Raw genomic sequence first — 19,877 nt, 5'->3', positions numbered from 1 at the left:
AGAGGATCACTGCCGCGAACGTCCCGTTATCGCGATACATTCGTGAAACAAAAAATGCCATTCCCGGCGAAATGATCAGGCCTGGCGGCTGTTTTCGGCGCGCAATGCTCGGTGGAATATCGCATGGCATGCGGTTTGCGACACAGGACGCACCGGCGAGCGGTCGACACGATGCAACAACGATGTGGGGGCGGCCAGTTCGTCATAAGCCAGTCGGGGAAGCGGCGATGAACACTATAAGCAGTGGCTTGATCCGCGCGTTTCTTGCGCACCATAGGGGTAGTCCGATTGATCGGGGTAGCGCTTGCGACGCAGTGCCAGCGTCGCCGGTCGCGCCTTGCCGATTTCGCGCCCTCCGCGCGCGCCGCGTGCTGGAGCGGTTGCCGTTGCGCGCCGCAACCCGGCGACAGCGATGCTCGACTTCATCGAGCGTTCCCGGATGGGCCACGCTGTTCATGCCGGACAGCGCGCCGATTCCACTTCAACCGTGCAGAGCCGTTTCGATCGCGCCGGGCCAGTGCCGGCGCCGGCCGGACTAGATCGAACGCGCGTCGGCCGGATTATCCGGAAGGCCTTTCTCCGTCAGCTCAGGGAGCAGACATGTCGTCTGGCTGCAATGCATGCCCGTTATCGCCCGGCTAAAGGGCATATGCGGAACGCGTGCCGCATTTTGCAGTATTAAATACATTCGCGAATTTTCAATTCGGAAAGCGGGTGCCTGGTTTGCGCGTCGCTTTTGGATGGGGTATTGAAAATCGCGAGCCGGAAGGATGTGCGCGTCGTTCCGGTTGATGTAATCATGGGTGTTTCAAGAGCGTATCAATGCTCATAAAAATAATAGAAAACACCTACGCATAAATTTTGGAAAAATTGAAAACATAAAACTAGACTTCGGCTGGCTAAAAATAAATTAGAAGGTTTGCAATTCGATAATTATTTCCCGATTTGATAGCAATCCTTATTTTTTGAGGATTGCTCGAGGCAGGAGGATCGATGGCGTGCGATCTTCCATGCTCATTCTCTCCACGCCGTTATGGAGTCGACCATGAAGAAGCTTCTGATTGCAGCAGCAGTTCTGGTGGTTTCGGGTGCAGCGTTTGCTGGCAGCGGCACGGTGTCGAGCACCACTTCGACGAGCGGTGGCCAGACGATGGCAGGGGTCACCGGGTTCGGCCACTTCACCGCGACCGATTCCGGCTCCGCACTCGGTGCAGCCGGTGCAACGGCGGGCTACGGCGGCAGCGGCTCGATCTCGTACACGAACCACACGCAAACGTCGACGGTCGGCGGCTTCGGCTTCGGCGGCGCACAAGCAGGCGGCAGCAGCGGCGCGAACGCGGGCTCGACCGGCTGGACGTATCACCACTAAGCCGCGACGCGTAGCGTTCGTCATTGGCTGGCGGTGCGGAGGCCGGGCCTTGCCGCGTGCGGGCAGGCTCGGCTCCGCCACCGTCGAACTTCCTCACGGCAAGGGATTGCTATGAAAGCCAAAGTCATTTTAGCGACCGCGCTCACCGTCATTTCGTCCGCTGCATTGGCGGCCGGATCGTCCACGACCAACCAGACGCAATCCGTTGCGGCGGGTGTTTCCGGTTCGGTGCTGGTCGGCTCCGGCAGCTATACCAGCAATTCGACTTCGACGGCCGGCGCGAATGCAGGCAGTACCGTGACGCCCGCTGGCTCCGCCGGCACGGCGTCCGCGTATCACAACTCGACTTCGACGGCCAGCGGTTGGGGCACGAACGGGGGCGCGTTCGCGGCAGGCGGCGGTATCGGTGCCGCAGGCTCGTTCGCCGGAAACGGCAGCACGAACGAGAACGCGAATGCGCTTTCGGGAGGGGTGACCGCCACGATCGTACTCGGCGCGAACCGCTACACGGCCACGGGCGCGAACGACCACGGCATGGCCAACGCCGGCGCCGCGGGTTGGACGGGCATGGGCGGGTCGGGCGCAATCGCGGGCTCGAATCACACCAACGCGTCGACCGCGTGGAGTACCGGTCCGGCCGGTTCGCCGTCCGCATCGGGCGGAAGCCAGGCCGACTCGAGCGCGACCGGGAGCAGTCATTAGTCAGGTGTGGGGGCCAGTTTCCCAGCGACGCTGGTCTCTTTTCCACCGTGTTGTCACGTAAGGAGTTGGCATGAAGCAGAACCTGATTGCCGCCGCGCTGATGCTCGCGTCGCTGACGGCGTATGGCGCCGACCGTGCCGCCGATGGCGGGCAATCGACTATGCAGACGTCAAACAACCGTGACCAGACAACCAAACCGTCAGAACAACAAACGCTTTCGTCGGGCAGCGCGATCGGCGGACCTGACACCCGGCAATGGCAGGGCATGTCGGCCGGCTCGTGGTCCCAGCTGGGCAGCGGCTGGAAGCAGTTCGGGGAAGCAGGGAAATCTGAAGTCATTCAGGGGAATTAGTACGGTTGCCTGGGTCGGAGGTCCAACCTCGTCCGGAGAGTGAAATGAACAGCAACAGGATCAAGGTGGCATGCGCGGCGATGTTCGCGATGACCACGATCGGCGCCCAGGCGCAAACCGCCGATTCGACGTCGAGCGCGCAGTCGACGACGTCGTCGACCGCGATCAGCCAGGGCGGTGGTTCGAGCATGAACACGAACACCACGAGTTCGCGCGGCGGCAATGCCACGAGCAGCAGCGGGGTACGCGGCAGCGGCAATTCGAGCGTGAACGTGAACGTGACGATGCCGTCCACTACGGCCGGCGGCAACGTGGCGCCGCAGAGCACGAACGCACTCGCGACCGGCGCGCCGGGCTCCAGCCCGTACAACACGCAGGCGACGGAAAACGTCAATTACTCGGGTACGCAGACGATCAAGACGAACCCGTCGATCCAGGCGCCCGGCCTCACGACCACGCTGTCCGATACCTGCATGGGCTCGGTGAGCGTCGGCGTGTCGTTCCCGGGGTTCGGCGCGACGGGCGGCACGACGCTGGTCGACCAGGCCTGCGTGCGGCGTCTCGATGCGCGCGAATTCCGTGCGATGGGGTTGACCGACGTGGCGCTCGCGCTGCTGTGCCAGAGCGACGCGAACCGGCGCGCGGTGGAGGCGACCGGGCACCTGTGTCCGGGCACGACCGCGCCGCTCGCGCGTTCGAACGTGGCGCCCAGCGTCGAAGCGACCGTCGCGGACGACATCAAGTATCGCGATCCGATCGTGCGCGACCGGATGGGCCTGCCGCCGCTCGGCTCGGCCTCGCCGGCGCCCGCGGCGACGCGCCCGATCGAGACGGCGTCGATGCGCGCCGCGCCTGTTTCGGTGCCGGTTCCTGTCCCGACGATGGCGCCCGTCGCCGCCGCGCCTGCCGTCGCGACGCCGGCCGTTACCACAGCCGCTCCGGTCGTTGCAGCGCCGGCCGTTGCCGCGGCAGTCCCCTCGGCCGCGGCACCCGTGGCGACAGCCGCGCCTGCGGCCGTCGCCGCGCCCGCTGCGTCGGTCGTACCGGCCGCCGCAATGGCCGCCGTGCCGGCTGCAGCGGTCATTGCCGCTCCGGTCGCGGCCGACAAGGCCACGCCAGCGCCGGCCGCACCGGTTGCCGATACGAAGGCGCCGGAACCCGCGCAGCCGGTCGCCGACAAAGCCTCCGAACCCGCGCCGGCGGTTGCCGACAAGACGCCCGGGCCTGCTCCGGCCGTCGCCGACACGGCTCCCGAGCCAGCACAGCCCGTCGCCGACAAAGTACCGGAGCCGATGCCGGCCGCGACCGACACGGCGCGGGCTGCGGGCGAGATGGTGGCCGAACCGATGCCGGCGGCTGCCGTCGTCGCGGCGCCGGCAGCCGATGCGAAGGCTGTCGATGTGAAGGCTGTCGAACCGGCGCCGCAGGCATCGGCCGAATCGCCTGCCCCGGAGGCCGCGCCGCCGGCCGTCGCCGCGGCACCGGCCGACGTGCCGGCCCCCGTCGCGAAAGTGCCGGACGCGGTCGAACCCGCAGTAGCCGCCGCCGCGCCGCCCGCCGCCGCATCGGCGTTGACCGATCCGGCGCAAGCGTTGTCGCCGGCCACGGTCGACCAGCAGGCCGCACCCGCTGCGCCGGTCGCGCCGGCGCCGACCGTCGTCTCGACGAGTACCTCGTCGTAAGCATGCGGACCGGTTTGCCGTGCGACCGGCGCGCCGGCCGCACGGCAGGCGTTCGGCCCGATGCCCGATGGTCGTTTCCTGTTTGACGGGTGTTGTTCCGATCCCCGAGGTCAACACCTCTTTTTGCGTGACGAGGATGCAAGGAGGCCTCAATCATGAGGATCTTTTTGGTCGCTTTGCTGCTGACCAGCGTGCAAGCCGCTGCGCAGTCGGTTTTCCAGAATCCCGCGGTCTTCGTCATTCTGAGCGAGCAGACGCTTGCGAACGCCGCGAGCGTGCAGCAGGCGCTGTCGACCCTCGGCCGTCCCGACAATGCGGCATGCGCACCGATGATGATGATCGGCGATCCGCAGATGATCTACATGATGCCGGAAGCGGGCCACGCGCCATCGTGGCAATCGCCGGTGTACGGCCGAGGCGCGCCGTTCGACGCACAGAGCGGGCCGAGGCCGACCGGCAAGACGGTCGGCGCGATGCAGCACGCCGAGGACATGCGGACGCAACCGTGGAGCGACGGCAGCGCGCTCACGCAGAGGATCGCGGGCGAGCCGGCCGTCACGGCGGCGGACCGGGTGAACGCATGGCGGCACACCGGGCTCGACCGGATCGAGACGGCCCGCGCGTCGGACGTGACGGTAAACGGCAAGACCTACCGCGCCTATCGCGACGATCTCAACGGATCGGCGAAGCCCGTCGTCGAGCCGCAGGTCTACACGCAGCGCGTCGTGTTCTGCCGATGACACGGCATCGATTCGAGGACGGAGCGGCGCCGCGCCGCAGGGCCGCAGGCCCCGCCGGCGCGATCGGGCAACGGCCGCTCCGATACCCACCCTTATGCGGCGAGGCGATCGTGAACCATTGTTGTCAACCGAGCATGTCAGGCCCGCGAGAGGTCGAACGGCAGATGAGCGCGCTGCCGTTCATCGCGGTCCGGCACGACCCCGTCGCGCCGTCGCGCCCGCTCGTTTACCTGTCGCAGCGACACGATGCCGCGCTCGTCGATATGCTCGCGTCGCGCGGCTGGGACGTGCGGCGCGCCAAAACCGTGGCCGATGCGCTGAATCTCGTCAGGGCGAACCGTCCGCATGCGGGCATCGTCGATTTCGACAGTTTCGCGTCGCCGGACGTCGCGTCGTTCGAGGCGCTGCTGCGCGACCCGCGTGTCGGCTGGCTCGCGTTCGCCGGCGGCGAGCGGTTGCGCAACCTCGCGATCGCGCGCCTGATCCGCCGCTGCTGCTTCGACTACGTGCGCAACCCGGCGGCGTACACGACGATCGGCTATCTCGTCGGCCATGCATACGGGATGCTGAAGCTCGCGGACGGCGACCCGGCCGCGGAGGCGCCGCCGCCCGGCGGCGAGATGATCGGCGCGTGCGGCGCGATGCGCCGGCTGTTCGCGACGATCCGCAAGGTCGCGAACACCGACGCGACCGTGTTCATCGCCGGCGAATCCGGCACCGGCAAGGAGCTGACGGCCGCGGCGATCCACCGGCAGTCGTCGCGCGCCGACGCACCGTTCGTCGCCGTGAACTGCGCGGCCATCCCGACGTCGCTGCTGCAGGCCGAACTGTTCGGGCACGAGCGCGGCGCGTTCACGGGCGCGCACCAGCGCAAGATCGGCCGCATCGAGGCCGCGCACGGCGGCACGCTGTTTCTCGACGAAATCGGTGACATGCCGTTCGAGAGCCAGGCGAGCCTGCTGCGGTTCCTGCAGGAAGGGAAGATCGAGCGGCTCGGCGGGCATGCGTCGATTCCGGTCGACGTGCGGATCGTGTCGGCGACCCACGTCGATCTCGAAGCCGCGATGCGGGCCGGGCGGTTCCGCGCCGACCTGTACTACCGCCTGTGCGTGCTGCGGATCGACGAGCCGCCGCTACGCATGCGCGGCCGCGACATCATGCTGCTGGCCGACGACGTGCTGCGGCGCTATCGCGGCGACGGCTCGTACCGGATTCGCGGCTTCACGCCGTGCGCGATCGAAGCGATCCACAACTATCCGTGGCCCGGCAACGTCCGCGAACTGATCAACCGGATCCGCTTCGCGGTCGTGATGACGAACGGCCCGCTGATCTCCGCCGCCGATCTCGAACTGCACGCGTACACGTCGCTGCGCCCGCCGACGCTCGCGCAGGCGCGCCGGCAGGCCGAGCGGCACGCGATCGAGGAAACGCTGCTGCGTCACCGCCAGCAGCATGCGAACGCCGCGTCGGAGCTGGGGATCTCGCGGGCGACGCTGTACCGTCTGATGACCGCGCACGGGCTGCATGGCTGACGCGCCGCGGCGGCGCCGCTCAAGACCGCGCGGCGGCAGCCGTTAAAACAGGAAACGGCCCGGCCGGAACGCGCATCGATGGGCGCGCAACCGGCACGCGGCGCATCACGCTTATCCGAGGTCATCGTGGCAGAGTGCAGTCAGTGCGGCAGGACGTTCCTGGTCGGCGGGCAGTCGGTCGACGGCCGCCGCTATTGCGGCCCGGCATGCGCGCAGGCGCATCCCGTCGTCGTCGAGGCCGAACGGGTGCCCGATGCGAAGGTTCGGCAGTATGTGGACGACTGGCGCTACGGGCCATGCCCGATCTGCCTGCGCGAAGGGCAGCCGGTCGATATTCACGCGTCGCATCGCGTCGTGTCGCTCGTGTTCGTGACGCGCTGGGCGACGCGGCGCCACGTGTGCTGCCGCCGCTGCGGCCGCAGGAAGCAGGCGCTCGCGCTACTCGCGTCGGCCGCGCTCGGCTGGTGGGGGCTGCCGTGGGGCATCGTGCTGACGCCGATCCAGCTCGCACGCAACGTGCTCGGCCTGGCCGCGCGCGACCCGGAGGCCGCGACGCCGCAATTCGAGGAACTCGTGCGGCGCAAGCTGGCCGCCCGCCGGCTCGCGCGCGCGCAGCGGGGCGCCGGCGCCTGACCGCGCGTTTCGGCGCGCCGTGCGCGCTCAGGCCGGCCGGTCGAAACCCGATGCGACCCAGCGTTCGGCGCTGGCCTTGTTGAGCTTGAACCCGGCCGACACCTTCGCTTCGGCCAGCAGTTCGCCATACGGATCGCATGCCTTGAGCTGCGCATACGGTTCGAACTCGTCCGGCACGATGTCGAGCGTCACCGACACATCCTGCCCGGCTTCGTCCTGCACCGTCACTTCCTTGTGCAGCATCGCGCGCCGCTGCTGTTCGTGGCGCATCAGCACTTCGGTCGCGGTCTTCACGAGCGTGCGGAACGCGTTCGCGTCCATCGGTTTCGGGTTCTTCTTGTCGCGGCCCATGGTCCACGGCCCGACGAGCGCGGGCTCGGACTCGCCGTCCTTGACCATTTCGACGGCCCAGCCGTCGTCGTCTTCGTTCTTGATGATGCGGGCCGTCCAGCCGTTGTCGCGCCAGAGGCCGTCTTCGTGGATGGAGGTGTCGTCGGATTGCAGGTCGGAATCGGTCATGAGGAAAGCGGGCAGTACGGGCAAGCCGGCGAAGGCGCGGGCGCGCGCGGCCGGTGAGGGCGCGTCGCTCGCCGCCGGCGGGCCGGGGTGGCATGCAAACGCGCAATTTTACCCGCTGGCCGGCCGCGCGGTGCGTGCGGCCGGCCATCCGGCCGATGCCGCGGCGGCCCATCTGCCGGTCGTCGCGCGTCGAACGCCGCAAATATCAAACCTGTATTACGTTTTCGGCGGCCAATTCGTACGCCGTCCGATATCGCGCCCGGGCGGACATTCATAGAATCGGCATTCGGGCTAAAAATAGCCTGAACGTCATTTCAACGCCCAACCGGTCGCGTGCGCTTCGCGTGGCGGGGCCGGTGAACCACCAGGAACTGCGCATGAGGAAATTCAACGTTCGCATCGTCGTCGCATACGACTGGCCGCTGACGCTGGCCGGTATCGAGCAGATCGCAGACAGCAGCTGCGCGATCGAGCTTGTCGCGGTCTACCGGAGCGCGGCCGAACTGGTCGCGTCGCTCGGCGGCGTCGATTGCGACATCGTGCTGGTCGACTATGCGATTCGCGGCGACGAGCAGATGGACGGCCTCGCGCTGTTCGACTGGCTGCGCCGCACGCGGCCGAACGTCGGCATCGTCGCGCTGGTCGCGAACGAGAACCCGCTGATCTTCCGGTCGATCCTCGCGAACGGCGGCGTGAGCATCGTCAGCAAGCTCGACGAGGTCGGCCACATCGTCACGGCGATCCATTCGAGCTACAGCGGCGGCGCCTACCTGTCGCCGTCCGTGCGGCGCGCGGTCGATGCGCTCGGCACGCGCGGCGACGCGCCCGTGAAGCTGTCGGCGCGCGAGATCGAGGTGATTCGCCTGTATCTGGCGGGCGTACCGATCAAGACGATCGCGCAGCGCCTGAGCAAGGGCAAGCAGACGGTCAGCGCGCAGAAGATCAGCGCGATGAAGAAGCTCGGCGCGAACAACGACGTCGAGCTGATCCAGCGGGCGGCGGGGCTGGGGCTCGGCAGCGCCGAGGCCGCGCGGCGGGCGGGCAGCGCGGTGTGAGTGCGGGGCAGGGCGCCGTCAGGCCGGCAACGCGAACCGCGTCACTGCGTCGCGCAGCGCCTCGGCCTGATCGCGCAGCGAATGCGCGGCCGCCGCGGCCTGCTCGACGAGCGCCGCGTTCTGCTGCGTGACCTGATCCATCTCGCCCACCGCGCGGTTGACCTGCTCGATCCCGGCGCTCTGCTCGCGCGATGCGTGGCTGATTTCGTCGAGGATCTCGTTCACGCGCCGCACCGATTGCACGATCTCAGCCATCGTCTCGCCCGCGTGCGTGACGAGCGTCGCGCCGTGCTGCACCGTCTCGTTCGACGACACGATCAGCGACTTGATTTCCTTGGCCGCCGTCGCCGAGCGTTGCGCAAGCGAGCGCACTTCGGCCGCGACCACCGCGAAGCCGCGGCCCTGTTCGCCCGCCCGCGCCGCTTCGACGGCCGCGTTCAGCGCGAGGATGTTCGTCTGGAACGCGATCCCGTCGATCACGCCGATGATGTCGCCGATCTTGTGCGAACGGTCGGTGATCTCGTTCATCGTGCGCACGACGTCGTCGACCACCGCGCTGCCGCGCGTCGCGACCTGCGCGGCCTGGCCGGCAAGCGACGCGGCCTGCGCGGCGCTGTCCGCGTTCTGCTTCACGTTCGCGGTCATCTGGTCCATGCTCGACGCGGTCTGCACGAGCGCGGCCGCCTGTTCCTCGGTGCGCTGCGACAGGTCCGTGTTGCCGGAGGCGATCTCGCTCGCGCCGACGTTGATGTTCTCGGTGCCGGTGCGGACGCGCGACACCATGTCGATCAGCCCGCCCTGCATCGTGTGCAGCGCATGCAGCAGGCTGCCGCGATCGTCCTGCTTCACGGCCACGCGCGCGGTCAGGTCGCCCTGCGCGATGCGTTGCGCGGCGTCGAGCGCCACTTCGAGCTCGCCGCCGAGGTTCGCGCGCACGCTTTTCAGCACCAGCACCATCACGGCGGTCGCGATCGCGCCGAGCACGGCCGTCATCGCGAACCAGCGGCCGACGCTTGCGAGCACCGCCGTGCGCACGTCGTCCATGTACATGCCGGTCACCAGATACCAGTCCCACGGCGCGAAGCGCTGCACGGCGCTGGTCTTCTCCTGCGGCTTGTCCGCGCCCGGCTTCGGCCACAGATATTCGACGAAGCCCTTGCCGCCTTCCGCGTTGCCGGCCTTCACGATCTCGACGAACAGGTGCTGGCCGTTCGGATCGGTGAAATTCGACACGTCCTTGCCGTTGAGCTCGGCCTTGATCGGATGCATCACGATCACCGGCTTCGAATCGTTGACCGAGATATAGCCGTCGACGCCATGGCGCATCGCGGCGATCGCCTCGAGCGCCTTCTGCTTCGCATCGGCTTCCGGCAGCGCGTTCTGCTGCGACAGCTTGTAGTAGTGATCGGTCACGCTCGCGGCCTGCGCGACCAGCGATGCAAGCTGGTCGCGGCGGTCCGCGATCATCGACGCGCGGGTCTGCCATGCGCCGAGCCCGGCGATCACGAGCAGGCCGAGCCACAGGATGACGATCATCGACGCGAGTTTTTGATTCAGGGAAAGATTGCGCATGGTGTGAGGTTGGTCAGTCGAGAACGCTTGCCGGAACGGCGTGACGGGATAAGTCTCTTGACGGCGTGCCATGCGTGTCGCCGTAGACGGGAAATCCCTTAGAAGCGGTCATTTCCCGATGTCCGCGACGCGGGCGCGGGCATCTATGCATATGCATAACAGCGGCCGCTATACTGTCGGGCGACGGTCTGGGTCGCGCCCGCACGGGCAGCGCGCGGGCACCGAACGAAACGAAAGGAGGCAACGATGCGGATTCTGGTGGTAGGGGCCGGCGCGGTCGGCGGATACTTCGGCGGCCGGCTGGCCGCGGCGGGGCGCGACGTGACGTTCCTGGTGCGCGAGGGCCGCGCCGCCGCGCTCGCGCGCGACGGGCTGCTGATCCGCAGCCCGCGCGGCGACCTGACGCTTGCGAACGTGCAGACCGTGCGCGCGGGCGACGCGGGCGCCGGCGTCGCGCCGTTCGATCTCGTGCTGCTGAGCTGCAAGGCGTACAGCCTCGACGACGCGATTGCGTCGTTCGCACCGTTCGTCGGGCCGCGGACGCTGATCCTGCCGATGCTCAACGGGATGCGCCACCTCGACGTGCTGCGCGAGCGCTTCGGCGCCGCGCAGGTGCTCGGCGGCCTGTGCGTGATCGCGGCGACGCTCGATCGCGAGCAGCGCATCGTGCATCTGAACGACACGCACGGCGTGTCGTTCGGCGAGCTGGCCGGCGGCGAATCGCCGCGCGTGCGCGCGGTGGCCGACGTGCTCGGCGGCGCGGGCTTCGACGCGACGCTCAGCGACGATATCGCCGCGCGGATGTGGGACAAGTGGGTGTTTCTGGCAACGCTCGCCGCGAGCACGTCGCTGTTTCGCGGGTCGATCGGCGACATTCTCGCCGCGCCGGACGGCCGCCGCCTGCTCGAGACGATGCTCGCCGAATGCAGCGCGATCGCCGAATACAACGGCCATCGGCCCGACCCGGCGGCCAGCGAGCGGATGCAGCGGATGGTGCTGACGCCGTCGCCGCTGACCGCGTCGATGCTGCGCGACGTCGAGAACCATGCGCGCGTCGAGGCCGATCACGTGATCGGCGACCTGCTCGCGCGGCGCGACCCGCAGGCGGCCGATACGCTGTCGCTGCTGCGGATCGCGTACAACCACCTGAAGGCGTACGAGGCGCGCACGGCGCGCGAGCAAGCGGCGGCGTAAGCCGGCGCGGGCGACGGGCGCGGCGGCCGCCGTACCGTTGCGCGCCGCAACAAATTTGCCTTCTGGCGCCATTTCCGCCCGCAGGCGGCAAAAAAGTATCGAAAATCAGGCGTAAAGTTGGTGGAGCCGCGCGCGCGATCGACCTACATTGCTTCCCATGCGACCGGTCGCGGCGCCGCGCGAGACACGCGGCGCACGCGCACAGCCGAACAGGCCGGCCAGCGAACCAAGGGAATGGAGACGCCAACATGATGCACCCCGATCTCGAAGTGGTCGACGTGCGACGCGACGAGTCGTTCAAGGTCTGGTCGCACGGCTATCCGTATCGCACGATCCGCTGGCATTTCCATCCCGAATTCGAGCTGCACCTGATCGTCGCGACGCACGGCAAGTATTTCGTCGGCGATCACATCGGCTCGTTCGGCCCCGGCCATCTCGTGCTGCTCGGGCCGAACCTGCCGCACAACTGGGTCAGCGACATGGCCGCAGGCGAAACCGTCGAGCGCCGCAATCTCGTGATCCAGTTCGATCCGTCGTTCGTGCGGCGCTGCATGGACGCATTCCCCGAATGCCGCGACGCGCAGGCGCTGCTCGACGATGCACGGCGCGGGGTCGGCTTCGACGCCGCGACGAGCGCCGCGATCGCGCCGTTGTTCGACGAGCTGCTGACCGCGCGCGGGATGCGCCGCATCGCGCTGTTCATGACGATTCTCGAACGGCTGTGCGACGCGGCCGAACGCACGCTGCTCGCAAGCCCCGCCTACGATCAGGCCGACATCACGCCGACGCGGCTCAGCCACGCGCTGTCGTATATCGGCAAGAACCTCGCGTCCGAGCTGCGCGAATCCGATCTCGCGCAACTGACCGGGCAGAGCGTCAGCGCGTTCTCGCGCGCGTTCCATCGCCATACGGGCATGCCGTTCGTCCAGTACGTGAATCGTCTGCGGATCGAATCCGCGTGCCAGATGCTGCTCGCCGACGACGCGAGCATCACCGACATCTGTTTCCAGGCCGGCTTCAACAACGTGTCGAACTTCAACCGCCAGTTCCGCGCGGTGAAGGGGATGGCGCCGTCCGAATTCCGCGCGCTGCAGCGCCTGAACGCGCGCAGCCGCGAGCTGGCGCTGCATGCGGCGCCGACCGGTAACCCGCTGCCGCCGCGCGTGCTGACGCCCGGCGCGCCCGAACTCGTGCCGCAGCCCGGATGATCGTCGGGCCGCCGCCCGCCCGAGCTTTCCCAACCGTTTCACCCAGCCGAATCGCGTCGCTTGCGTCGCGAGGGGCGCATTCACCCACGAAAAAGCCGCACACAATCTGGAGACACCGTCATGACGCACGCATCGCCCGCTTCTTCTTCCCGTCGCGCCGCCCGCCTGGCGGCCGTTGCCGCGCTCGCCGCCGCGGCCCTGTTGCCCGCCGCCGCCGCGCACGCCGCGCCGCTGCGGATCGGCATGACGTTCCAGGAACTGAACAACCCGTATTTCGTGACGATGCAAAAGGCGCTGAACGACGCGGCCGCGTCGATCGGCGCGCAGGTCGTCGTCACCGACGCGCATCACGACGTCAGCAAGCAGGTGAGCGACGTCGAGGACATGCTGCAGAAGAAGATCGACATCCTGCTCGTGAACCCGACCGATTCGACCGGCATCCAGTCGGCGATCACGCAGGCGAAGAAGGCCGGCGCGGTGGTCGTGGCCGTCGATGCGAACGCGAACGGGCCGGTCGATTCGTTCGTCGGCTCGAAGAATTACGACGCGGGCGTGATGTCGTGCGAATACCTCGCGAAGGCGATCGGCGGCAGCGGCGAGGTCGCGATCCTCGACGGCATTCCGGTCGTGCCGATTCTCGAACGCGTGCGCGGCTGCAAGGCCGGGCTCGCGAAATTCCCGAACGTGAAGCTCGTCGATACGCAGAACGGCAAGCAGGAGCGCGCCGCCGCGCTGTCGGTGACCGAGAACATGATCTCCGCGCATCCGAACCTGAAGGGCATCTTCAGCGTGAACGACGGCGGCTCGATGGGCGCGCTCGCCGCGATCGAGGGTTCCGGCAAGGACATCAAGCTGACGAGCGTCGACGGCGCGCCCGAGGCGATCGCCGCGATCCAGAAGCCGAACTCGAAGTTCATCGAGACGACCGCGCAGTTCCCGGCCGACCAGGTGCGCATCGCGCTCGGCATCGCGATCGCGCGCAAGTGGGGCGCGACGGTGCCCAAGGCGATTCCCGTCGACGTGAAGGTCGTCGATCGCGGCAACGCGAAGGGTTTCAGCTGGTGAACGACGTGCGACGCGACGCGAAGGGCGGCGGCGCGGCCGACGCCCTTCGCACGGAGAAGCCGATGGACACGATACTCAGGCTCAGCCACATCACGAAAAGCTTTCCCGGCGTGAAGGCGCTGTCCGACATTCATCTGGAGATCGCGCGCGGCGAGATTCATGCGCTGCTCGGCGAGAACGGCGCGGGCAAGTCGACGCTGATGAAGATCCTGTGCGGCATCCACCAGCCGGATGCGGGCACGATCGAGATCGACGGCAGCGCACGCCATTTCGCCGACTATCACGACGCGGTCGCGGCCGGCGTCGGCATCGTGTTCCAGGAATTCAGCCTGATTCCGCACCTCGATGCCGTCGACAACCTGTTCCTCGGCCGCGAGCTGCGCAACCGCTGGGGCGCGCGCGACCGCAAGCGGATGCGCGCCGCGGCGGCCGCCATCTTCGCGCGCCTGGGCGTGGCGATCGATCTCGATGCGCCGATCCGCGCGCTGTCGGTCGCGCAGCAGCAGTTCGTCGAGATCGGCAAGGCGCTGTCGCTCGACGCGCGCATCCTGATCCTGGACGAGCCGACCGCCACGCTCACGCCGGCCGAGGCCGAGCACCTGTTCGCGATCATGCGCGAGCTGAAGCGGCAGGGCGTCGCGATGATCTTCATCTCGCATCATCTCGACGAGATCTTCGCGGTGTGCGACCGCATCACGGTGCTGCGCGACGGCCAGTACGTCGCGACGACCGAGGTCGCGCGCACCGACGTCGAGCAACTGGTGCGCATGATGGTCGGCCGCCGGATCGAAAGCAGCTTTCCGCCGAAGCCGGCGCGGCCGGCCGACGCGCCGGCCGTGCTCGAGGTCGATGCGCTGCAGATCGCGCGCGACGGCCCGGTGAACCGCTTTGCGCTGCATGAAGGCGAGATCCTCGGCTTCGCGGGGCTGGTCGGCTCGGGGCGTACCGAGACCGCGCTCGCGGTGATCGGCGCGACGCGCGCGCATCGCAAGGCGCTGCGCGTGCGCGGCGCGGCGGCGAAGCTCGCCGATCCGGCCGACGCGCTGCGCGCGGGCATCGGCATCCTGCCGGAAAGCCGCAAGACGGAAGGGCTCGTCACGTCGTTCTCGATTCGCGACAACATCTCGCTGAACAACCTCGGCAAGTACCGGTCGATGCGCTGGCTGATCGACCGGCGAAGCGAGGCGCGCACCACGCATGACGTGATGCGGCGCGTCGGTGTAAAGGCGCCGTCGATCCACACCGAGGTCGCGACGCTGTCCGGCGGCAACCAGCAGAAGGTCGTGATCGCGCGCTGGCTGAACCATCACACGTCGGTGCTGATCTTCGACGAGCCGACGCGCGGCATCGACGTCGGCGCGAAAGCCGAAATCTACGGGCTGATGCGCGAACTTACCGCGCGCGGCTACGCCATCATCATGATCTCGTCCGAATTGCCGGAAATCGTCGGCATGTGCGATCGCGTCGCCGTGTTCCGGCAAGGCCGCATCGAGGCGACGCTCGCCGGCGACGAGATCGATCCCGACACGGTCATGACCTATGCCACGGCCGGCACGCGAGGAGCGACCCATGAACCTGCCTGATTCTTCTTCCACGCGTTCGACGACGCTTGCGGCCACTGCCGGAAACGGCGACGCGCCGCCGCCGCGCGCGATGTGGGCGCAACTGCGCCGCTCGACGCTGTTCTATCCGCTCGTCGGCCTCGTCGTGGTCTGCATCGCGATGATGATCGCGAGCCCGAGCTTCCTGTCCGCCGCGAACCTCGAGAACGTGCTGCGCCAGGTGTCGATCAACGCGATCATCGCGGTCGGCATGACCTGCGTGATCCTGACGGGCGGAATCGACCTGTCGGTCGGCTCGGTGATGGCGCTGTCGGGCACGCTCGCGGCCGGGCTGATGGTCGCGGGCGTCAACGCGGTCGCCGCGCTGGCGATCGGCATCGCGGTCGGCCTCGGCTTCGGTGTCCTGAACGGTGTGTTCGTCGCGTTCGCGGGAATGCCGCCGATCATCGTCACGCTCGCGACGATGGGCATCGCGCGCGGCCTCGCGCTGATCTACACGGGCGGCTATCCGATCGATGGGCTGCCCGACTGGGTCGCGTTCTTCGGCAGCGGCAAGGTGCTCGGCATCCAGGCGCCGGTGCTGATCATGCTGGTGGTCTATGCGATCGCGTGGCTGCTGCTCGACCGGATGCCGTTCGGCCGCTACGTGTATGCGATCGGCGGCAACGAGCAGGCGACGCGGCTCACCGGCGTGCGCGTCGCGCGCGTGAAGCTGATCGTCTACACGCTGGCCGGGCTCACGTCCGCGCTTGCCGCGATCGTGCTGACCGGGCGCCTGATGAGCGGGCAGCCGAACGCGGGCGTGGGCTTCGAGCTCGACGCGATCGCGGCCGTCGTGATGGGCGGCACGTCGATCTCCGGCGGGCGCGGCGCGATTCTCGGCACGCTGGTGGGCGCACTGTTGCTCGGCGTGCTCAACAACGGGCTCAACATGATCGGCGTGAACCCGTATGTGCAGAACGTGATCAAGGGCGGAACCATCCTGCTCGCGATCTACATCAGCCGCGAGCGATCGCGGTAACGACGGAAATATCGGTTATCCGAATCATTCAGAAAAGAGACAACTCATGACGACACCCGAAGCCCAACCGCGCATGACCGCGGTCGTCTGCCACGGCCCCGAGGACTATCGCGTCGAACAGGTCGCGATGCCGCGCCCCGGCACGAACGAGCTCGTGATCCGCATCGCCGCGTGCGGCATCTGCGCGAGCGACTGCAAGTGCTACACCGGCGCCAAGATGTTCTGGGGCGGCCCGAGCCCGTGGGTGAAGGCGCCGGTGATTCCCGGCCACGAATTCTTCGGCTATGTCGAAGCGCTCGGCGACGGCGCGGCCGAGCATTTCGGCGTCGCGCTGGGCGAGCGCGTGATCGCCGAGCAGATCGTGCCGTGCGGCAAGTGCCGATATTGCAGATCGGGCCAGTACTGGATGTGCGAGGTGCACAACATCTTCGGCTTCCAGCGCGAGGTCGCCGACGGCGGGATGGCCGAGTACATGCGCATTCCGCCGACCGCGATCGTCCACAAGATCCCGCTCGGCATATCGCTCGAGGATGCCGCGATCATCGAGCCGCTGTCGTGCGCGATCCACACGGTGAACCGCGGCGACGTCCAGCTCGACGACGTCGTCGTGATCGCGGGCGCGGGCCCGCTCGGGCTGATGATGACGCAGGTCGCGCACCTGAAGACCCCGAAGAAACTCGTCGTGATCGACCTGATCGACGAACGGCTCGAACTCGCGCGGCAGTACGGCGCCGACGTGACGATCAACCCGAAGCGCGACGACGCGCGCGAGATCGTCCGTGCGCTCACCGACGGCTATGGCTGTGACGTGTACATCGAGACGACCGGTGCGCCGGTCGGCGTGAACCAGGGGCTCGACCTGATCCGCAAGCTCGGCCGTTTCGTCGAATTCAGCGTGTTCGGCGAGGACGCGACCGTCGACTGGTCGATCATCGGCGACCGCAAGGAGCTCGACGTACGCGGCGCGCATCTCGGGCCATACTGCTATCCGGTCGCGATCGACCTGCTCGCGCGCGGGCTCGTCACGTCGAAGGGCATCGTCACGCACGGTTTCGCGCTCGAGGAATGGGACGACGCGATCCGCGTCGCGAAATCGCCCGAATCGATCAAGGTGCTGCTGAAGCCGGCCCGCTGACGGCCGGCACGCGCCTCACCGGAGACATCATGGAATACGTCATAGGCGTCGACATCGGCACGCAGAGCACCAAGGCGCTGCTCGTCGACCGGCACGGCACGATCGTCGCGCGGCGCTCGGCCGGCTACCAGCCCGATACGCCGCGCCCGCTGTGGGCCGAGCAGTGGCCGAAGGTGTGGTTCGACGCGGTGCTCGACTGCATCGCGGGCTGCGTGAGCGACGCGCGCGCGCAGGGGGTGCCGGCCGATGCGATCCGCGCGGTATGCGTGAGCAGCCTGTACGGCGGCTCGGGCATCCCGGTCGACATCGACATGCGGCCGCTGCATCCGTGCCTGATCTGGATGGATCGGCGTGCGACCGCGCAAGTCGACTGGGTCAACGAACACGTGAACGTCGAGCGGCTGCGCGTGATCACCGGCAACGGCGTCGACAGCTACTACGGGTTCACCAAGATGCTGTGGCTGCGCGACCAGCGGCCGGACGTGTGGGCGAACGTGCGCTATTTCCTGCCGCCGAACGCGTACGTGATCTATTTACTGACCGGCGAAGTCGCGGTCGACCACAGTTCGGCCGGCAATATCGGCGGCGTGTACGACGTCGCGCGCCGCGAGTGGTCGGACGACGCGCTCGACATGCTCGGCATTCCGGCGACGATGATGCCCGAGCGGCTGGTTGATTCGACGGACGTCGTCGGCGGCCTGCTGTCGCAATGGACCGCCCAACTCGGCCTGCCGGCCGGCACGCCCGTCGTGGCAGGCGGCGTCGATGCGGCGGTGGCGACCTTCGCGGCCGGTGCCACGCGCACCGGGCAGCACGTCGCGATGATCGGCACGAGCATGTGCTGGGGCTACGTGAACCGGCACGTCGATGCGCGCCACGGCCTCGTCAGCATGCCGCACGTGTTCGACGGGCAGCGCGACCTGTACGTGTTCGGCGGAGCGATCACGGCCGGCGCGTCGGTCGCATGGTTTCGCGACCAGTTCTGTCACGCGGAAATCGATGCGGCGCGCCTGCTGCCGCACGGCGATCCGCACATGTTGCTCGAGGAGGCGGCCGAGCGCGTGCCGGCCGGCGCCGGCGGCGTGCTGTTTCTGCCGTACCTGATGGGCGAGCGCAGCCCGGTGTGGGATGCGAAGGCGAGCGGCGCGTTCGTCGGGCTGAGTCTCGCGCATACGCGTGCGCATCTTTATCGTGCGGTACTCGAAGGCGTCGCGTTCGCGTTGCGCCACAACATCGAGGCCGGCCGCCGTGGCGCGGCGGCGCTGGACGATCGATTGATCGTCGTCGGCGGCGCCGCGCATTCGGCGCTGTGGATGCAGATCATCGCCGACGTGACGGGTTTTCCGGTGTGGACGATCGAGCAGGACGTCGAAGCCGCAATGGGCGCCGCGCTGCTCGCGGGCGTCGGCGCAGGGCTCGTGTCGCGCGACGACGCACAGGGCGGCTGGGTCACGCTCGTCGAGCGCGCACGGCCCGACGCCGACCGCGCGAAAACGTACGACGCGCGTTTTTCGCTCTACACGGCGCTGTATCCGGCACTCAAGCCGATCATGCACAGGCTCGGGACATCATCATGAACACACGATTCGATTTCAGTGGGTCGACGGTGCTCGTCACGGGCGCCTCGAGCGGAATCGGCCGTGCGTGCGCGGTCGCACTGGCGCATGCAGGCGCGCGCGTCGTCGCGGCGGCGCGCGACATGGCCGCGCTCGACACGCTCGCCGCGGAGATTGCGTGCGAGACGTTGCGCATGGATGTCGGCGGCGACGAACACACGATCGATGCCGCACTCGCCGCGTACGATGCGTTCGACGGCCTCGTCAATTGCGCGGGGATCGCGTCGCTCGAGCCTGCGCTCGACGTCGAAGCCGCGCATTTCGATCGCGTGATGGCCGTCAATGCGCGCGGCGCGGCGCTCGTCGCGCGGGCCGTGGCACGAAGGATGATCGAGCGCGACGGACGCGGTGACGCGCACGCGCGGGGCAGCATCGTCAACGTGTCGAGCCAGGCGTCGCTCGTCGGGCTGCCCGCGCATCTGAGCTATTGCGCGTCGAAGGCGGCGATGGACGCGATCACGCGCGTGCTGTGCATCGAGCTCGGCCCGCACGGCATTCGTGTGAACAGCGTGAATCCCACCGTCACGCTCACGCCGATGGCGCAGTTCGCGTGGAGCGAACCGGACAAGCGCGAACCGATGCTCGCCGCGATTCCGCTCGGCCGGTTCGCGCAGCCGGACGAAGTCGTCGAGCCGATCCTGTTTTTGCTGAGCGATGCGGCGTCGATGATCAGCGGTGTGTCGTTGCCGATCGACGGCGGGTATACGGCGCGCTAGGCCTTCGTCACGGACGTGGCGGGCGGCATTCGTGGAGCGGCCGGCGCGCGGCTAGACGGGATCCTTGCTCGGCGGTCCGTCCGGCTGCTGCGGGTTGTCGTGATGGCCGGGCGGCGACGAGAACGGATCGTCTTCCGGGTCGCGGTTCGGGGCGGCCGGTGGCTCGGGCGTCGGGGTCGTGTGGTCGCTCATGGAGAACTCGTG

Annotated in this window: 21 protein-coding genes; 17 read left to right on the top strand and 4 right to left on the bottom strand. The window is 68.1% G+C overall.

All coding sequences use genetic code 11. The features are described from left to right. Nucleotides 1-412 precede the first annotated feature (412 nt). From CFB35_RS35080 to CFB35_RS24555, 4 genes are all read left to right on the top strand, one after another. Nucleotides 413-682: a hypothetical protein gene (locus CFB35_RS35080; RefSeq protein ID WP_179231784.1), complete on the top strand. Its 270-nt coding sequence runs from the start codon at nucleotides 413-415 to the stop codon at nucleotides 680-682. Nucleotides 683-1,045: 363 nt separating this feature from the next. Then, nucleotides 1,046-1,369, top strand: a complete 324-nt coding sequence (locus tag CFB35_RS24565; RefSeq protein WP_059585110.1) for a hypothetical protein — start codon at nucleotides 1,046-1,048, stop codon at nucleotides 1,367-1,369. A gap of 111 nt (nucleotides 1,370-1,480) precedes the next feature. Then, nucleotides 1,481-2,071 (top strand): hypothetical protein, encoded by a 591-nt coding sequence (locus CFB35_RS24560; protein ID WP_089465676.1) that lies wholly within the window; start codon nucleotides 1,481-1,483, stop codon nucleotides 2,069-2,071. Nucleotides 2,072-2,141: 70 nt separating this feature from the next. Continuing rightward, nucleotides 2,142-2,423: a hypothetical protein gene (locus tag CFB35_RS24555; RefSeq protein WP_089465675.1), complete on the top strand. Its 282-nt coding sequence runs from the start codon at nucleotides 2,142-2,144 to the stop codon at nucleotides 2,421-2,423. Here the strand turns inward: CFB35_RS24555 and CFB35_RS35450 are convergent. Beyond that, entirely contained in the window at nucleotides 2,407-2,718 is a 312-nt protein-coding gene (locus CFB35_RS35450) for a hypothetical protein (RefSeq protein WP_226093905.1), read from the bottom strand. The two genes, CFB35_RS24555 and CFB35_RS35450, sit on opposite strands and share 17 nt — an antisense overlap. Between CFB35_RS35450 and CFB35_RS24550 the strand changes: the two genes are divergently transcribed. The 4 genes from CFB35_RS24550 to CFB35_RS24535 all read left to right on the top strand — a co-directional run bounded on the left by CFB35_RS24550 (nucleotide 2,708) and on the right by CFB35_RS24535 (nucleotide 7,010). Then, nucleotides 2,708-4,105: a chemotaxis protein CheA gene (locus CFB35_RS24550; RefSeq protein WP_256940230.1), complete on the top strand. Its 1,398-nt coding sequence runs from the start codon at nucleotides 2,708-2,710 to the stop codon at nucleotides 4,103-4,105. The two genes, CFB35_RS35450 and CFB35_RS24550, sit on opposite strands and share 11 nt — an antisense overlap. A 155-nt stretch (nucleotides 4,106-4,260) precedes the next feature. Then, the gene (locus CFB35_RS24545) at nucleotides 4,261-4,845 is read left to right on the top strand and encodes a hypothetical protein (protein WP_089465673.1); all 585 of its coding nucleotides are present in this window, start codon (nucleotides 4,261-4,263) and stop codon (nucleotides 4,843-4,845) included. A gap of 164 nt (nucleotides 4,846-5,009) precedes the next feature. Beyond that, nucleotides 5,010-6,377 (top strand): sigma 54-interacting transcriptional regulator, encoded by a 1,368-nt coding sequence (locus CFB35_RS24540; protein ID WP_373453017.1) that lies wholly within the window; start codon nucleotides 5,010-5,012, stop codon nucleotides 6,375-6,377. A 126-nt stretch (nucleotides 6,378-6,503) separates the two neighbouring features. Next, nucleotides 6,504-7,010, top strand: coding sequence for a hypothetical protein (locus CFB35_RS24535; protein ID WP_060310660.1), 507 nt, complete (start codon nucleotides 6,504-6,506; stop codon nucleotides 7,008-7,010). A 27-nt stretch (nucleotides 7,011-7,037) separates the two neighbouring features. Here CFB35_RS24535 and CFB35_RS24530 read toward each other — a convergent pair whose 3' ends face one another. Beyond that, entirely contained in the window at nucleotides 7,038-7,529 is a 492-nt protein-coding gene (locus CFB35_RS24530; RefSeq protein WP_059584743.1) for a hypothetical protein, read from the bottom strand. A gap of 377 nt (nucleotides 7,530-7,906) precedes the next feature. On the opposite strand from CFB35_RS24530, the gene CFB35_RS24520 reads away from it, so the two are divergent. Then, nucleotides 7,907-8,584 (top strand): response regulator transcription factor, encoded by a 678-nt coding sequence (locus tag CFB35_RS24520; protein WP_060311651.1) that lies wholly within the window; start codon nucleotides 7,907-7,909, stop codon nucleotides 8,582-8,584. 18 nt (nucleotides 8,585-8,602) lie between these two features. Here the strand turns inward: CFB35_RS24520 and CFB35_RS24515 are convergent, their stop codons facing one another. Then, nucleotides 8,603-10,156: a methyl-accepting chemotaxis protein gene (locus tag CFB35_RS24515; protein WP_089465672.1), complete on the bottom strand. Its 1,554-nt coding sequence runs from the start codon at nucleotides 10,154-10,156 to the stop codon at nucleotides 8,603-8,605. A 246-nt stretch (nucleotides 10,157-10,402) separates the two neighbouring features. Between CFB35_RS24515 and panE the strand changes: the two genes are divergently transcribed. The 8 genes from panE to CFB35_RS24475 all read left to right on the top strand — a co-directional run bounded on the left by panE (nucleotide 10,403) and on the right by CFB35_RS24475 (nucleotide 19,673). Next, nucleotides 10,403-11,350, top strand: coding sequence for a 2-dehydropantoate 2-reductase (panE, locus tag CFB35_RS24510; RefSeq protein WP_089465671.1), 948 nt, complete (start codon nucleotides 10,403-10,405; stop codon nucleotides 11,348-11,350). A gap of 248 nt (nucleotides 11,351-11,598) precedes the next feature. After that, nucleotides 11,599-12,558 (top strand): AraC family transcriptional regulator, encoded by a 960-nt coding sequence (locus tag CFB35_RS24505; RefSeq protein ID WP_059639749.1) that lies wholly within the window; start codon nucleotides 11,599-11,601, stop codon nucleotides 12,556-12,558. Between the two features lie 120 nt (nucleotides 12,559-12,678). Further along, nucleotides 12,679-13,623 (top strand): substrate-binding domain-containing protein, encoded by a 945-nt coding sequence (locus CFB35_RS24500; RefSeq protein WP_089465670.1) that lies wholly within the window; start codon nucleotides 12,679-12,681, stop codon nucleotides 13,621-13,623. A gap of 5 nt (nucleotides 13,624-13,628) precedes the next feature. Continuing rightward, a complete protein-coding gene (locus CFB35_RS24495; RefSeq protein ID WP_373453023.1) occupies nucleotides 13,629-15,206 on the top strand; it encodes a sugar ABC transporter ATP-binding protein in 1,578 nt (525 codons plus the stop codon). After that, the gene (locus tag CFB35_RS24490; protein ID WP_089465669.1) at nucleotides 15,193-16,206 is read left to right on the top strand and encodes an ABC transporter permease; all 1,014 of its coding nucleotides are present in this window, start codon (nucleotides 15,193-15,195) and stop codon (nucleotides 16,204-16,206) included. The genes CFB35_RS24495 and CFB35_RS24490 overlap by 14 nt, the downstream gene beginning before the upstream one ends. A 46-nt stretch (nucleotides 16,207-16,252) precedes the next feature. Beyond that, entirely contained in the window at nucleotides 16,253-17,341 is a 1,089-nt protein-coding gene (locus tag CFB35_RS24485) for an alcohol dehydrogenase catalytic domain-containing protein (RefSeq protein ID WP_059639746.1), read from the top strand. 29 nt (nucleotides 17,342-17,370) lie between these two features. Next, nucleotides 17,371-18,918 (top strand): FGGY-family carbohydrate kinase, encoded by a 1,548-nt coding sequence (locus CFB35_RS24480; RefSeq protein ID WP_089465796.1) that lies wholly within the window; start codon nucleotides 17,371-17,373, stop codon nucleotides 18,916-18,918. Further along, nucleotides 18,915-19,673, top strand: coding sequence for an SDR family oxidoreductase (locus CFB35_RS24475; RefSeq protein WP_089465668.1), 759 nt, complete (start codon nucleotides 18,915-18,917; stop codon nucleotides 19,671-19,673). The genes CFB35_RS24480 and CFB35_RS24475 overlap by 4 nt, the downstream gene beginning before the upstream one ends. A 51-nt stretch (nucleotides 19,674-19,724) precedes the next feature. Here the strand turns inward: CFB35_RS24475 and CFB35_RS35075 are convergent, their stop codons facing one another. After that, on the bottom strand, nucleotides 19,725-19,865 hold the full coding sequence (locus CFB35_RS35075; protein WP_179231783.1) for a hypothetical protein: 141 nt from the start codon (nucleotides 19,863-19,865) through the stop codon (nucleotides 19,725-19,727). Nucleotides 19,866-19,877: the final 12 nt, after the last annotated feature.

It is taken from the genome of Burkholderia sp. AU16482 (assembly GCF_002223285.1).
Lineage (GTDB): Bacteria > Pseudomonadota > Gammaproteobacteria > Burkholderiales > Burkholderiaceae > Burkholderia > Burkholderia semiarida.
The sequence above is the reverse complement of the archived record's forward strand: the minus strand, read 5'-3'. Positions and strand labels throughout refer to the sequence as shown.